General features: G+C 65.5%; 14 protein-coding genes and 1 tRNA gene. 9 read left to right on the top strand and 6 right to left on the bottom strand.

What is annotated here, in order from left to right; all coding sequences use genetic code 11:
• The first annotated feature begins 111 nt into the window (after positions 1–111).
• The 7 genes from AC1MGT_RS11070 to AC1MGT_RS11040 all read left to right on the top strand — a co-directional run bounded on the left by AC1MGT_RS11070 (position 112) and on the right by AC1MGT_RS11040 (position 7,976).
• Complete coding sequence (locus tag AC1MGT_RS11070; RefSeq protein WP_499504187.1) at positions 112–2,073, top strand: DUF6600 domain-containing protein; 1,962 nt, start codon at positions 112–114, stop codon at positions 2,071–2,073.
• Between the two features lie 82 nt (positions 2,074–2,155).
• Positions 2,156–2,422: a DUF493 family protein gene (locus AC1MGT_RS11065; RefSeq protein ID WP_183554968.1), complete on the top strand. Its 267-nt coding sequence runs from the start codon at positions 2,156–2,158 to the stop codon at positions 2,420–2,422.
• 15 nt (positions 2,423–2,437) lie between these two features.
• Positions 2,438–3,145, top strand: a complete 708-nt coding sequence (gene lipB, locus AC1MGT_RS11060; RefSeq protein WP_332531218.1) for a lipoyl(octanoyl) transferase LipB — start codon at positions 2,438–2,440, stop codon at positions 3,143–3,145.
• Positions 3,142–4,134, top strand: a complete 993-nt coding sequence (gene lipA, locus AC1MGT_RS11055; RefSeq protein ID WP_258836883.1) for a lipoyl synthase — start codon at positions 3,142–3,144, stop codon at positions 4,132–4,134. The genes lipB and lipA overlap by 4 nt, the downstream gene beginning before the upstream one ends.
• Positions 4,135–4,593: 459 nt before the next feature.
• A complete protein-coding gene (locus tag AC1MGT_RS11050; protein ID WP_499504186.1) occupies positions 4,594–5,376 on the top strand; it encodes a sulfite exporter TauE/SafE family protein in 783 nt (260 codons plus the stop codon).
• A gap of 110 nt (positions 5,377–5,486) precedes the next feature.
• Positions 5,487–7,496 (top strand): helicase-related protein, encoded by a 2,010-nt coding sequence (locus AC1MGT_RS11045; protein ID WP_499504185.1) that lies wholly within the window; start codon positions 5,487–5,489, stop codon positions 7,494–7,496.
• A gap of 57 nt (positions 7,497–7,553) precedes the next feature.
• A complete protein-coding gene (locus AC1MGT_RS11040; protein WP_499504184.1) occupies positions 7,554–7,976 on the top strand; it encodes a PaaI family thioesterase in 423 nt (140 codons plus the stop codon).
• Between the two features lie 6 nt (positions 7,977–7,982).
• Here AC1MGT_RS11040 and AC1MGT_RS11035 read toward each other — a convergent pair whose 3' ends face one another.
• From AC1MGT_RS11035 to AC1MGT_RS11015, 5 genes are all read right to left on the bottom strand, one after another.
• Positions 7,983–8,510, bottom strand: coding sequence for a peroxiredoxin family protein (locus AC1MGT_RS11035; RefSeq protein ID WP_499504183.1), 528 nt, complete (start codon positions 8,508–8,510; stop codon positions 7,983–7,985).
• Between the two features lie 80 nt (positions 8,511–8,590).
• Positions 8,591–9,238, bottom strand: coding sequence for a BON domain-containing protein (locus tag AC1MGT_RS11030; RefSeq protein WP_499504182.1), 648 nt, complete (start codon positions 9,236–9,238; stop codon positions 8,591–8,593).
• Positions 9,231–9,827 carry a phosphoheptose isomerase gene (locus tag AC1MGT_RS11025; protein ID WP_183555000.1) on the bottom strand — a complete coding sequence of 199 codons (597 nt, stop codon included), beginning with the start codon at positions 9,825–9,827 and terminating at the stop codon, positions 9,231–9,233. The genes AC1MGT_RS11030 and AC1MGT_RS11025 overlap by 8 nt, the downstream gene beginning before the upstream one ends.
• A 56-nt stretch (positions 9,828–9,883) precedes the next feature.
• The gene (locus tag AC1MGT_RS11020) at positions 9,884–10,243 is read right to left on the bottom strand and encodes a YraN family protein (protein WP_499504181.1); all 360 of its coding nucleotides are present in this window, start codon (positions 10,241–10,243) and stop codon (positions 9,884–9,886) included.
• Position 10,244: 1 nt separating this feature from the next.
• Positions 10,245–11,561 carry a penicillin-binding protein activator gene (locus tag AC1MGT_RS11015; protein ID WP_499504180.1) on the bottom strand — a complete coding sequence of 439 codons (1,317 nt, stop codon included), beginning with the start codon at positions 11,559–11,561 and terminating at the stop codon, positions 10,245–10,247.
• Positions 11,562–11,572: 11 nt separating this feature from the next.
• Between AC1MGT_RS11015 and rsmI the strand changes: the two genes are divergently transcribed.
• Positions 11,573–12,478 (top strand): 16S rRNA (cytidine(1402)-2'-O)-methyltransferase, encoded by a 906-nt coding sequence (gene rsmI, locus AC1MGT_RS11010; RefSeq protein ID WP_499504179.1) that lies wholly within the window; start codon positions 11,573–11,575, stop codon positions 12,476–12,478.
• 58 nt (positions 12,479–12,536) lie between these two features.
• A tRNA-Pro gene (locus AC1MGT_RS11005) sits at positions 12,537–12,613 on the top strand.
• A 96-nt stretch (positions 12,614–12,709) separates the two neighbouring features.
• Here AC1MGT_RS11005 and AC1MGT_RS11000 read toward each other — a convergent pair.
• Entirely contained in the window at positions 12,710–13,621 is a 912-nt protein-coding gene (locus AC1MGT_RS11000) for a hydroxymethylglutaryl-CoA lyase (protein ID WP_499504178.1), read from the bottom strand.
• Position 13,622 lies beyond the last annotated feature (1 nt).

The following is a 13,622-nucleotide window of genomic DNA, read 5'->3' as shown; positions in this document are numbered from 1 at the left end:
CTTCGTCTGTCGGCAGATGCAACTGTTTGTAAGCCGCGTTGCCCCGTCAGCGGGCGCGCGTTGTAATGCGTTTGTACCCTTCCGTCTGCGTTCCCCCTCCGGAGCACCACCATGACCCATCGTTTCGCCCCGACCGCCGCATTGCTCGTACTGGCGGCGTTTTCCACGTCCGTGCCCGCGCAAACGGTGCTGCAGACCGACGCGCTCGAACAGGGCCAGGTGCTGGACGACACACAACTGGCCGAGGCCCCGGGGCGGGCCGGGCGCATCTCGCTGGTCCAGGGCAAGGTCGACATCGGTGGCGACATCGGCGCCGAATCGTCCCCGGCGCAACTGAACTGGCCGATCACGTCGCGCAACCTGATCTCTACCGCGCCCGGCGCGCGTATCGAGCTGCGGATCGGCTCCACCGCCATCCGGCTCGATGGCGACAGCTCGCTCGAGGTCACGGAACTGGACGACGACAGCCTGCGCCTGCGCCTGCATTACGGCAGCGTCAGCGTGCGCGTGCTGAACGTCGACGTCGTGCCCGAATTCGAACTGCGCACGGCGCAAGCCACCGTGCGCCTGACGCAGCCGGGACGCCTGCGCGTGGACGCCGAGCGTGAACGCGATACGAGCCTCGTGAGCGTGCTCGATGGCGAAGCGCAGGTCGACGGCGCCGGCGCCAGCCTGACCGTGCGTGGCGGGCGCGCGGCCCAGGTGCGCGATGAAGACGTGCGCACGCTGCAGGCGCAGCGCGACAACTTCGACGACTGGTCGCTCACGCGCGACCAGGCCCTCGTGGCAGCGCAATCCTCGCGCCATATTGGCACCGAGATGACCGGCTACGAAGAACTCGACCGCTACGGCAGCTGGAGCACGAGTTCGGACTACGGCAGCCTGTGGACCCCGCAGGTGGCCGCCGACTGGACACCCTACCGCGACGGCAGCTGGACCTTCATCGCCCCATGGGGCTGGACCTGGGTCGACAATGCGCCGTGGGGTTACGCGCCCTTCCACTACGGGCGCTGGGTGCAGGTGCGCAATCGCTGGGCCTGGGCGCCGGGCCGTCTTGAGCGGCGGCCCGTGTGGTCGCCGGCGCTGGTCGGCTGGGTCGGCGGCAGCAACTGGAATGTGGGCTTCCAGTCGCACAACCTGGCGGCGCATGGCTGGTATCCACTCAGCCCGTATGACCGCTATGTGCCGGGCTATCGCCTGTCGAGCGAGCGCCTGCGCCGCCTGAACGACTGGCGCCACGCCACCCGCCGCGAGCAACAGCAGCCAGGTCGCTACAATGGCCTGACCGTCGTGCCGCGCGAGCAGTTCGGCGGGCGCGGTCCGGTGATCGTCCCGCGCGCGCCGCGCCCGAACCGTCCGGAGCAGCTGGCGCCGGGCACGCCGGGCAGCGCGCCGCCGCCACCACTGGTGGCGCGCGCCGGCTGGAACCGCGATCGGCGCGACCTGCTCGAGCGCGCGAATGTCGGGCAGACCGGCCTCGGGCGTACTGGCGTCGAACGCCCCGGCCTCGAGCGTCCAGCCCTTGAGCGCATGCAGTTCGAGCAGCAGGCGCGCGAACGCGGCGAGCAGGAGCGGCTCACGCGCGAACGCAATAACGGCGAGCGGCTGGCGCGCGAGCGCATGGAGGGCCAGGAGCGGGCGCTGCGCGAGCAGGGTGAGCGCGAACGCATGGGCCGTGAATTCGAGAACCGCAACCAGATGGACCGGATGCGGTTCCAGGTCGAGCGCAACGACCGTGAGCGATTAGGGCGCGAGCGCATGCGCGAGCAGGCCGAACGCAATCAGCGGCAGCCGGTCATGTCGACCAGCGCGCCGGCGTTTGCGCGGCCGGAGCCACGGCCAGACCCGCGGCCGGAATCACGTCCTGAACCGCGTCCCGAACCTCGCCCACAGCCGCGTCCCGAGCCTGCTGCGATGCTGAACGCGCCGCCGCGGCCTGCCGCGCCGCCGCAGATGGTGGCCCCGCCGGCGCCGCGTCCGCAGCCGTCGGCGCCCGCCTTCACCCCGGCGCAGCGCAATAACGACCAGCGCGCCAACACCGATGCGCGCGGCGTGTCGCGAGTGGAGCGCTGACCAAAACCGGCGGTTTTCAGCCCACCCTCAGGGCGAAACCGCCGGTATTGGCTACAATGCGCTTTTGCACAGGATTACAGCCATGGACCCCAAAGATTCCCTTATCGAATACCCGAGCGACTTCCCGATCAAGGTGATGGGCGCGAGCCACATCGACTTCGCCCCGACCATCGTGGCGCTGGTGACCCAGCTCGATCCCACCTTCGACGAGAGCAAGCTGGAAACCCGGCCATCGGCCAAGGGCAACTACACGGGCCTGACCGTGACCATCCGCGCCACCAGCCGCGAAATGCTCGACGAGGTGTACCGCACGCTGTCGACGCATCCGATGGTCAAGATGGTCCTGTAACGGCGTTCGCCCCAGATGTCAGCGACCTCCCCCCTGATTCGTGACCTCGGCCAGGCCGACTACGAGCCCACCTTCGCCGCGATGCGCGCCTTCACCGATGCGCGCACGCCCGAATCGCGCGACGAGCTGTGGATCGTCGAGCATCCGCCCGTGTTCACGCTGGGCCTGGGCGCCGACCGCGAACACGTGCTGGCCCCGCACGACATTCCGGTCATCCAGACCGACCGTGGCGGCGAAGTGACCTTCCATGGCCCCGGTCAGGTCGTGATCTATCTGTTAATGGACCTGCGCCGCAACAAGCCGGGCGGCAAGCTGTACGCGCGCCAGTTTGTGGAAAAAATCGAACAGGCGGTGATCGATGTGTTAGGGGCGTATAATCTTGGCGGTGAGCGCGTTGCCGGTGCACCCGGCATCTATATCGCAGACGGTCCGCGCAAAGGCGCCAAGATCGCTGCGCTGGGCCTGAAAGTACGCGGCAATGGTTGCACCTACCATGGCGTATCGCTGAACGTGGCGATGGACCTGGCCCCGTTCACCTGGATCAATCCGTGCGGTTACTCCGGACTGGTCACAGTCGATATGCGCACGATGGGCGTCGAGGCGCCGCTGCACGATGTACAGCGGGCGCTGGCCCAGGCCCTGGTCGATCAGCTGGCACCCGAGGGCGTCCAGCCAGACCCGAACAAACCAACTGACAGCCCCGCGAGGGCAACGAGCCTATGACTTCCGAAATCGATACCGGCGTCGCCGCCGCAGCCGCCTACAACGCCAGCGAAAAGCAAAAAGGCGCCAGCAAGACCTCGCGCATCCCGATCAAGATCGTGCCGATCGCCGAGATGGAGCGCCTGAAAAAGCCCGACTGGATCCGCGTCAAGGCGGCCACCGCCTCGTCGCGCTTCTACGAAATCAAGGACATCCTGCGCGCCAACAACCTGGTGACCGTGTGCGAAGAAGCGAGCTGCCCGAACATCGGCGAATGCTTCGGCAAGGGCACCGCAACGTTCATGATCATGGGCGACAAGTGCACCCGCCGCTGCCCGTTCTGCGACGTCGGCCACGGTCGCCCTGACCCGCTCGACATCAACGAGCCGGCCAACCTGGCCAAGACCATCGCTGCGCTGCGCCTGTCGTACGTCGTGATCACGTCGGTCGACCGCGACGACCTGCGTGACGGCGGCGCCGGCCACTTTGTCGAGTGCATCCAGAAAACGCGCGCCTCGAGCCCGGGCACCAAGATCGAAGTGCTGGTGCCCGACTTCCGCGGCCGCCTCGAAAAAGCATTGAACATCTTCGCCGACGGCCTGCCGGACGTCATGAACCACAACCTGGAAACCGTGCCGCGCCTGTACAAGGAAGCCCGTCCGGGCGCCGACTACACGCACTCGCTGGTGCTGCTGCGCGACTTCAAGAAGATGTACCCGAGCGCGGTCACCAAGTCGGGCATCATGGTCGGCCTGGGCGAGACCGATGAAGAAATCCTGCAGGTGATGCAGGACATGCGCGATCACGACATCGACATGCTCACCATCGGCCAGTACCTGGCGCCGACCAATTCGCACCTGCCGGTGCGCCGCTACGTGCACCCGGACGTCTTCAAGATGTTCGAGCAAAAAGCCTACGAAATGGGCTTCGTGCACGCGGCTGTCGGTGCGATGGTGCGTTCGTCGTATCACGCCGACCAGCAGGCACACAACGCAGGCGTGGCCGCATAAGCTGCCCCAAACTGCCTTCGGCCGGCCATCACGTGCCGGCGAAGGCAGGTCGCACCGTCTCATACACCGCCGCAGCAATGTCGGCGGAACCCCTCCCTTGACCCCGCTGCCGCAGCGCTCCCTGCGCGACTACCCGCCCTGTGCCGGGTCGTATGTTCACGTTCCTTCCTTCCTTCGCTCTCGTTGTTAAAGATTGCCGTTGCAGCATGGGCGCGGCATTCGATTCCGGACGCTTGATTCTTGCTGAATATAATCTCTCGTAATATTAAATAATGCTCGAAGCATTTAATTTTATATATTTGGCTGATATGCGGAGGAAATGGAATAACGTTCGTCGCGCTGCTAACATAGTTTGGTTTCAAAAGCGTGATTGGCATTCGATAAGATTCAAATTGGCGGCACGCTTTGATGCGTGCGCTCACGCAGACGCATTCCCGTACGTTCAAATGAAAAGTGCCCATGTTATTCAATCTGATCGCAGCGGGCGTTGCCGCAGGTTTTATGGCAGGGATATTCGGCATTGGCGGTGGCGCGATTGTCATTCCAATGCTGATGTATCTGTATCAAAGTGGCGGCATGGACAATAACGAGGCAATTCGCCTCGCATTCGGTACCTCGCTCGCCACCATGGCATTCACCGGCATGGCGTCATTTCTGAGTCACTGCGAACGTGGCAATGTCGATTTCGTCTGGCTGAAAAAACTGTTCATTCCGGCAGGCCTGGGGGCGACGGCAGGCGCCCTGGTGGCAACGCGCATACCGGGCATCTGGCTTGCGCTTGGCCTGGCGCTGATGCTGGCCTATTTCGGGTTCAAGCTGCTGATCCAGCGCGAGCATGACGGGACAGTGTCGGTGGCCTTCGTGCGCTTCCGGGTGGCCGCTGGCGTATTGTCAGGCGTGGCGTATTCGTTGGCGGGCATGGGGGGCGCTTCAGTCATCACGTTCTTCCTGACCCACGTCGGATTACCGATTCGCCGTGCGATCGGCACCGCCACCGGCGTCATCCTGCCCATCTCGCTGGGCGCGATGATCGGCTTCGGCGTGACTGCCGGCGCACCGCACGACTGGCGCTGGGGCTATATCGACCTGCATGCGCTGCTGGTGATGAGCGTGTGTGCGGTGGTGGCGTCCAGGTTCGGCGTGTGGGCGGCGGCGGCACTGCCGACATTGGTGCTGCGCCGGGGATTTGGGTTGTTCATGATGGGCCTGGCGGGCAAAACCATCTACACGGCGGTGCTGTAACGCGAAGGAGGCTGGTAGCGCGACAGGAAATTGGCCAGTGGCCGTGCGCAATTCGTGCGCAATTCGCATCCGCGATATAGTAGCGGCAACCGATTTTTGCGCAGCCAGCCATGAGCATTCTCCCGAACGACACCCCCGCCGATATTCCCGAAGACGACGCCGCGCTCGAGCGCGCACTTGACCTGGCCGCGCGCGGCATCGAACTGGTCAAGATGGAAGGCCGCGTGTTCCTGCGCTTCTCGGGCGCGGTGCGCTACGAAGGCTTGCACGTGCCATATCGCCTGGTGCCGTCGCGCGGCGTGCTGGCCAAGCCGAGCAAGTGGCGCAAGCTGGATCTGGCCGGGCGGCGCGCGCTGATCGAAGAGCGCACCGGTGACGCCGATCTCGCGCGCCTGCACCAGGACGCCGAGGAATTCGTGCGCGACCTGGCGGGCGATGCTGACGATGCCGGCTACGACCCGATGCTGTTTCTCGATGTGCTGGACGAACTGCAGACGTCCGAGCCGGCCGAGTACGTGTTCCAGCGGATTTCGCAGCGCCTGACGCACGCGATCGAGCGCGACGCCGAAGAGCGCCACGCGGCGCGCACCAAGGAAAGCATCAACCTGGCCGAGTACCCGCGCTCGTTCGACGTCGCCAGCCGCATGGGCCGCAAGTTCATCGCGCTGCTGGGGCCCACCAACTCGGGCAAGACGCACCGCGCGATGGAAGCGCTGGCCAAGGCGCCGAGCGGCGTGTATCTGGCGCCGCTGCGCCTCTTGGCGCTGGAAAACTACGAGCGCCTGCAGGCTGCGCGGCCCCACGGCGAGGCGATCAAGGTCAGTCTGATCACGGGCGAGGAACGGCGCCTGGTGGAGGGCGCGACGCACGTCGCCAGCACCGTCGAAATGCTCGACTCCAAAACGCCGATCGACGTGGCCGTGATCGACGAGATCCAGATGCTGGCCGACCGCGACCGCGGCGCCGCCTGGACTGCCGCCGTGTGCGGCGCGCCGGCAGCGGTCGTGTACCTGGTTGGCGCACCGGAAGCGCGGCGCGCGATCGAGGCGCTGGCCGAGCGGCTCGATGTGCCGCTCGAGGTGCATGTGCTCAAGCGGATGGGCCCTCTGGAGATGGAGCCGATGGCCGTGCGCAAGCTGTCGAACCTGCGCCGCGGCGACGCCGTGATCGCGTTCTCGCGCCGCGAGGTGCTCAAGTGGCGCGACATGATCACCGACAAGGGGCTGTCGGTCGCCACCGTCTACGGCAACCTGTCGCCCGAGGTGCGCCGCGCGCAGGCCGAGCGCTTCCGCGACGGCCAGGCCGACATCGTGGTGGGCACCGATGCGCTGGCGATGGGGCTGAACATGCCGATCGCGCGCATCGTGATGACGACCACGGTCAAGTACAACGGCGTCGAGGAAGAAGAAATCTCCGCTGCGCTGGCCAAGCAGATCGCGGGCCGGGCAGGGCGCTACGGCGTGCACGATGAAGGCTTCGTTGTCGGTTACGACGACGAGACGCACCAGGTCATGCGCTCATTGATGAAGGAAAAAATCCCGGCGGTGGCAACCAGCGGCTTTGCCGTGGCGCCGTCGCTCGAGCAGCTGCACCGCATTTCGTCGGTGACGGGCGAGACGTCGCTGGTCAAGCTGCTCAAGCGGTTTGTCCACAATATCGACGTGCCGGACGGCTTCTTCTACCCGCGCATCACCGAAGACCAGAACGAGCGCGCCGAGTGGCTCGACACGCTGCCGCTCTCGGTGGCCGACAAGTTCATGCTGTCGCTGGTGCCGATCTCGAGCCGCGTGCCGGCGCTGCAGAAGGCGTGGGAACACTGGTGCCTGTCGCTGGCCAAGAAGATCGTCGTCAAGCTGCATGGTCACAGCAATCCGCAGCAGCTGTTCTACATGAACCTGCAAGAGGTCGAGGACCAGTGCCGCGTGTATTCGGCCTATGCGTGGCTGGGGTACCGGGCGCCGGAGTACTTCCCGAGCATCGCGCTGGCGCAGGAGCTGGCGCGCGAAGCGTCCGAGCGGGTCGACGCGCTGCTGCAGCAGCAGAACGCGGCGGCCCGGCAGCGGCATGGCGGGAAGAGTAGCGGCAAGGGTGGCAAGCACCATGAGGGGCGGCGCCGCTGACATCGGCGGTGGTCTCGGTGTACGATGCCGCTTTCATAAAAACACCGAGACAACCCCATGAGCATCCCGCACACCCCTGACGCCTTCAACACCTTCGGCGCTACCTACCTGCCTGGCCACCTGGGCATCCAGATTACGGAGGTCAGCCCCGGCAAGCTGGCCGCCGAAATGCCGGTCGCGCCGCACCTGCTGGCGCCGAACGGCTACCTGCACGCCGGTAGCGTGGTCACTCTGGCTGATACCTGCGCCGGCTATGGTTGCATCAGCAATCTGCCGGAAGGCGCGCAGAACTTCACGACGATCGAATTGAAATCGAACCACCTGGGCACCGCGCGCGAAGGCACCATCGCCTGCGTCGCCACCGCCGTGCACCTGGGCCGCACGACGCAGATCTGGGACGCCATTGTCACGGACAAGGCCAGCGGCAAAACCATCGCGCTGTTCCGTTGCACGCAGATGATCCTGTATCCAAAAGCGTAACCAGAATCAGCCGGCCAGCTCTTTCTCGATCAGCTTGTGCACCGCGCCGAAGTCCGGCGCGCCGACATAGGTCTTGATGATGCGGCCCTGCTTGTCGATCAGGAAGGTGGTGGGCGTGAGCGTGACGTCGCCGAACTGGCGCGCGATATCGCCCGCCGAATCAAGCGCCACGGTAAATGGCAGCTTGCGCTGCTCGGCAAAATTGAGCACGTAGTCGGGCCGGTCGTACTGCATCGCAACGGCGACGAATTCGAGGCCTTGGGCCTTGTACTTGTTGTAGGTCGCGACCATGTCAGGCATCTCCTTGACGCAGGTGACGCACGACGTGGCCCAGAAGTTGACCATCACGACTTTGCCGCGCAGCGACTGGGTCGACACCTTGTCGCCGGCGATGCTGATGAACGTGACGTCCGGGGCCGGCGTGCTGCTGGCCAGCGACGCGTAGCCGATACCGGCCAGCGCCAGCACGACGGCGCCGATGGCGGCAGGCTTGATCCAGGAGCGGGAATGGTTGGACGCGGGGGATGCGGTCATGGTCGGCGATCGAATAAAAAAAGCGGCAGGGCCATTATAGCCCTGCCGCTTTTTTTGCATGGTGCGGATGCACCCGGGGTTCAGGAACCCTGCGGTGCGTTCTGCGCGTTGGTCTGCTTGGCGCGTGCGTCTTCTTCGCTGATGTATTCGAAAATCTTTACCACGCGCGTCACACCCGAGACGCCCTTGGCGACGTCGGCAGCGATATTGCCTTCACGCGGGGTGACAAGACCCATCAGGTAGACCACGCCACGTTCGGTCGTGACCTTGAACGAGATCGCCGACACGGTTTTCATGTCGACCAGGCTGGCCTTGACCTTGGTGGTGATGAGCGCATCGTTCGAGCGCGACGTGTAGCTCGACGAACCTGAAATCTTCAGTTCGTTGATGACCGACACGACGTTTTCGATCTTGCGCACTTCGCGCTCGGCCGCGGCTTTCATGGCTTCGTCGCGCACTTCGCCGGTGAGCAGCACCTTGCGGTTGAAGCTCGTGACGTTGATGTTGCCGTCGCCATTCGTGACTTCGCGCATCTTGATCTCGGCCTTGACCGTGACCGATTTGTCTTCGGTCTGGGCGCCCAGCGTGCGGCGGTCGACTGCCGAGACGGCGCTGCCGATGCCGGCGCCGACGATCAGGCCGAAGCAGCCCGACAGCGATGCCAGCAGGGCCGAGCCCAGAACGACTTTCGTCAACAGCACGGCCATAGGCCGGCGGGTATTACGCATTCTCGTCTCCTCCGAACAGCGCGACGTCGATACCGTCGCAGATGCAGTGAATGGCGCACAGGTGAACTTCCTGGATCCGCGCGGTGCGCGAATGCGGGACGTTGACGTGGACGTCGGCGTCGGTCAGCAGCTTGGCCAACTGGCCGCCGTCCTTGCCTGTAAACGCCACGATGCGCATTTCGCGCTCGAGCGCCGCTTCGACCGCAGCGAGCACATTGCCCGAGTTGCCCGAAGTGGAAATGGCCAGCAGGATGTCGCCGGCCTGGCCAAAGGCCTGCACCTGCTTGGAATAGATTTCGCGGAAGCTGTAGTCGTTGCCAACGGCAGTCAGGATCGACGTGTCGGTGGTCAGCGCGATGGCTGGGAGCGGGAAGCGCTCGCGTTCGAAGCGCCCGACCAGCTCGGCAGCAAAGTGCTGGCAGTCGGCGGCCGAACCGCCGTTACCGCAGGCCAGGATCTTGTTGCCATTGGACAGGGCGCCGAACATGAGCTCGACCGCCTGGGAAATGTGGGGAGCCAGGGTTGCAGCCGACCTCATCTTCAGGTCAGCGCTCTCCTGGAAGTGAGCGAGGATGCGTTGTGTATTCATAGCCGAGGATTATAGTGTAGTAGCAAGGGACACTGGGCAAGGTCGGTAAAAATTGCTTACACTTCAATCACGTTCTGCAGCCACTCGATCTGTTCGCCATCGATGGCGATGACGTCGAAGCGGCAGGGCGGGGTGACGGGAAAGCGCAGCAGGTAGACCTGGGCCGCGCAGACCAGGCGCCGGATCTTGGCCGGCGTGATGCTGGCTGCGGCGCCGCCTTGTGCGCTGCTGGCGCGCTGGCGCACTTCGACGAACACGAGCGTGGCGCCGTCGCGCATGATCAGGTCGATTTCGCCGCCCTTGCAGCGAAAGTTCTGGTCCACCAGCGCGAGCTTGCGGCGGCGCAGGTAGGCGCTGGCGGCAAGTTCATACTGGTGGCCCTGGGCCTGCCGTAGGGACAGGCGCCCGGGCCACATGTCACTGGCCGGTGGAGACCGCTTCGAAGACGCGGCCGGTCACGGCGGCGCCATCGGCGCCAGGCATTGCATCCCGCACGACGACACCGGTTTCGACGCGGCGGAATGCGCGTGCGCCCTGGCCCATGTCGATCGACAGGCGGCCCGTGGCGCCGTCGAGCTCGAATGCACCGGACGGGCGCAGCGACAGTTCGCGCGCGATGCGGTAGGCGTCGATGCCCAGCGCGTACAGGCGCTGCAGGTCGAGGCCCTGGCCGCCACTGCTCCAGCTCGGGTAGCTTGCCACGGCCGGGTGATCGGCTTGCACGGTCCATGGCAGGTCGAGGATGCGAACGCCGACCAGCTCAGGCGGGATGCTGGCCGGGTCGCGGCCCGGGTTGACGGAGGCCGTGCCATAGGTGGGCATCGAGGTGCCGAGCGCGCTGCGCACCTGGCGCAGGCTGTTGGCGTCGAGTGCGGCGTAGACCAGTTGCGGCGGCTGCGATTGCAGGCGCGCGCGCAGGTCGGCCAGCGCATTGCCGTCGACGTAGCCGCCCGCATTGGGCAGCTCGACTGTGGTCTGGGTGCGGCCCAGCTCGGACCAGCGCGCGCTGAAGGCGCCCGACAGGCGCTGCTGCCAGGTGGCGCGGCCGGTCAGCACCAGTGCCTGGCCGGACGGCTGCTCGCCGGCAGCCCAGTCGGCCACCTGGCGCGCTTCCTCTTCGAGCGACAAGCCGATGACGAGCATCTTGGACGGCAGCGCGGACGCCACCTGCGGGTGGTTCAGCGCAATGGTCGGCTTGGTGACGGCGCCGCTGGTGGCCAGGGCTGCCACGGCAGGGCGCGCGAGCGGACCGACGACGATGTCGTTCTCGGCGGCCGCCATGCGGTAGGCGTCGAGCGCGGCTTGCGACGAGTCGCCGGTGGGCACGAGGTTGACGGTGACGTTGCCGCGCTGCTGGTCGTACGCGGCCATGAAGCCGGCGCGTACCGCTTCGGCTGGCTGGGCCAGCGCCTGCGATTCGAGGGGCAGGAGCAGCGCGACGCGGACGGTGGGGCCGCTTGGCGCCGCTGCTGCACTTGGCGTGCTGCCGTCGGCGCTCGGTGGCAATTCGACCGGACTGGTCTGGACACCGCTATCGGAACGCGACGCAGGTGGTGTATAAGCAGAGTCGGCAGGTGCGGCAGGCGCACCACTTGTCACTGACGCGCCTGGGCCGCACAATCCGCCTGGCATGCCACAACCGGTATCGGGTGGCAGGGGCGTACTGCCGCACGCGGCCAGCAGTGTCGTGAGAGAAGCGGCAATCAAGCCCGTGAGATTTTTTTTCTTCAGCATCGGAACCCTATATGACAGAACAGCAGACCATCGACATCGCCCGACTTCCCGTCATGGGCGAGGCGGCCCAGCAGTCCTATCCTACCGCAACGCTGTATGTCGTGGCTACTCCGATTGGCAACGTCACCGACATCACCCTGCGTGCTTTACACCTGCTGGCCCTGGCCGACGTCGTCGCCTGTGAAGACACGCGCAAGACTGGCGCGTTATTGCAACGCTTTGGTTTGAGCAAGAGCACGATCGCCGCGCACCAGCACAACGAGCGCGAGGTGGCCGACAAGATTGTCGAGCGCCTGCGTGCCGGCCAGCGGGTGGCGCTGGTGTCCGACGCCGGCACGCCGGGCGTGTCCGATCCGGGCGCGCGCATAGTGGACGCGGTCCGTACTGCCGGCCTGAACGTGGTGCCGTTGCCGGGGCCGTCGGCGGCGATCACGGCGCTGTCGGCCAGCGGCCTGGTCAACGATCGCTTCCACTTTGTCGGCTTTCTGCCGGCCAAGGCCAAGGGGCGCGAAACGGCGCTGGCGCCCCTGACGCGCGAAACGTCGACGCTCGTGTTCTACGAGGCGCCGCACCGGATCGTCGATTGCGTCGAAGCATTGGTGGCCGCGTTCGAGCCGACCCGCCAGGTCGTGTTTGCCCGCGAACTGAGCAAGATGTTCGAAGAAATCCACCGCTGCACGCTGGGTGACGCGCTGGCCTGGGTCAAGGCCGATGCGCACCGCGAGAAGGGCGAATTCGTCGTGCTGGTCGAGGGCGCAGTGGAAGCGAGCGACGCCGAAGACATCGAGGCCGAGCGCGTGCTGCAGATCCTGCTCACCGAATGCAGCGTCAAGCAGGCGGCCAATCTGGCGGCGCAGATCACGGGGCGCAAGAAGAATGCCTTGTATGAGCGGGCACTGCAGATCCGGGGTGAGTGAGGATTTTGACGCGAAATCCTTGACCAAGTGACGGCAAGCCGGTATTATCTTGCTTCTTCGGAGTGTAGCGCAGCCCGGTAGCGCACCTGGTTTGGGACCAGGGGGTCCAAGGTTCGAATCCTTGTACTCCGACCAGCATTAAGAGAAAAGCCGACAACGCAAGTTGTCGGCTTTTTTCGTTGTGCGGCCGTTTTCCTTGAAACAGCCCCCGGAACACCGGGGGCCTGCAGGTCAACCCGCCCGTTTGGCCGCCAGCGCATTGCCGGCGCGGCTGATGCTCTTGCGGCCCAGCTGTGCCGAGATGAACAGCCCGGCATCGACCACCTGGTCGAGATCCACGCCCGTCTCGATCCCCAGCCCCTGCATCAGGTACAGCACGTCTTCGGTCGCCACATTGCCGGTCGCACCCTTGGCATACGGGCAGCCGCCCAGACCCGCCACTGACGAGTGGAAAATCGCTACACCCACTTCCAGCGCCGCATAGATATTCGCCAGCGCCTGGCCATACGTGTCGTGGAAGTGGCCAGCCAGCTGGCCCATCGGGAATGCCTGCGCTGCGCGCAGCATCACGGCCTGCGTCTGGCGCGCGGTTGCTACGCCGATCGTGTCGGCGATATCGATCTCGTCGCAACCCAGGTCGCGCATGCGCGCCACGACGTCGCCCACGGCGTCCAGCGACACGGCGCCCTGGTACGGGCAGCCGAACGCCGTGCTGATCGAGCCGCGCAGGCGCAGGCCGTGCTCCTTGGCAGCGCGCGCGACCGGCTCAAAGCGCGCGATCGACTCGGCAATCGAACAGTTGATGTTCTTTTGCGAAAACGCCTCGGACGCTGCGCCGAATACCACGACCTCGTCGGCCTTGCCGGCCAGCGCGGCCTCGAAGCCCTGCATGTTCGGCACCAGCGCCGAATAGATCGTGCCGGGCCGGCGTTCGATGCGGGCCAGCACTTCGGCGGACGTTGCCATCTGCGGCACCCACTTGGGCGAGACAAAGGCGGCCGCCTCGACATTGACGAAACCGGCGCGCGCCAGGCGCTCGACCAGTTCGATTTTCACGTCAGCGCCGAGCGCTTCTTTTTCGTTCTGCAGGCCGTCGCGGGGGCCGACTTCGACAATCTTGACCTTCGTTGGCAGGGGTGTCATT

Source organism: Telluria sp. BA11 (assembly GCF_056680305.1).
Note: the sequence above shows the minus strand (reverse complement) of the source record. Positions and strands in the feature narration are given on the sequence as shown.

What these genes read in the sequence shown, in the direction of transcription:
- AC1MGT_RS11050 (WP_499504186.1), top strand. Translation starts at nt 4,594, where the DNA reads ATGTTATTCAATCTGATCGCAGCGGGCGTTGCCGCAGGTTTTATGGCA.
- AC1MGT_RS11045 (WP_499504185.1), top strand. Translation starts at nt 5,487, where the DNA reads ATGAGCATTCTCCCGAACGACACCCCCGCCGATATTCCCGAAGACGAC.
- AC1MGT_RS11065 (WP_183554968.1), top strand. Translation starts at nt 2,156, where the DNA reads ATGGACCCCAAAGATTCCCTTATCGAATACCCGAGCGACTTCCCGATC.
- AC1MGT_RS11025 (WP_183555000.1), bottom strand. Translation starts at nt 9,827, where the DNA reads ATGAATACACAACGCATCCTCGCTCACTTCCAGGAGAGCGCTGACCTG.
- AC1MGT_RS11000 (WP_499504178.1), bottom strand. Translation starts at nt 13,621, where the DNA reads ATGACACCCCTGCCAACGAAGGTCAAGATTGTCGAAGTCGGCCCCCGC.
- AC1MGT_RS11040 (WP_499504184.1), top strand. Translation starts at nt 7,554, where the DNA reads ATGAGCATCCCGCACACCCCTGACGCCTTCAACACCTTCGGCGCTACC.
- AC1MGT_RS11015 (WP_499504180.1), bottom strand. Translation starts at nt 11,561, where the DNA reads ATGCTGAAGAAAAAAAATCTCACGGGCTTGATTGCCGCTTCTCTCACG.
- lipB (WP_332531218.1), top strand. Translation starts at nt 2,438, where the DNA reads ATGTCAGCGACCTCCCCCCTGATTCGTGACCTCGGCCAGGCCGACTAC.
- lipA (WP_258836883.1), top strand. Translation starts at nt 3,142, where the DNA reads ATGACTTCCGAAATCGATACCGGCGTCGCCGCCGCAGCCGCCTACAAC.
- rsmI (WP_499504179.1), top strand. Translation starts at nt 11,573, where the DNA reads ATGACAGAACAGCAGACCATCGACATCGCCCGACTTCCCGTCATGGGC.
- AC1MGT_RS11070 (WP_499504187.1), top strand. Translation starts at nt 112, where the DNA reads ATGACCCATCGTTTCGCCCCGACCGCCGCATTGCTCGTACTGGCGGCG.
- AC1MGT_RS11035 (WP_499504183.1), bottom strand. Translation starts at nt 8,510, where the DNA reads ATGACCGCATCCCCCGCGTCCAACCATTCCCGCTCCTGGATCAAGCCT.
- AC1MGT_RS11030 (WP_499504182.1), bottom strand. Translation starts at nt 9,238, where the DNA reads ATGCGTAATACCCGCCGGCCTATGGCCGTGCTGTTGACGAAAGTCGTT.
- AC1MGT_RS11020 (WP_499504181.1), bottom strand. Translation starts at nt 10,243, where the DNA reads ATGTGGCCCGGGCGCCTGTCCCTACGGCAGGCCCAGGGCCACCAGTAT.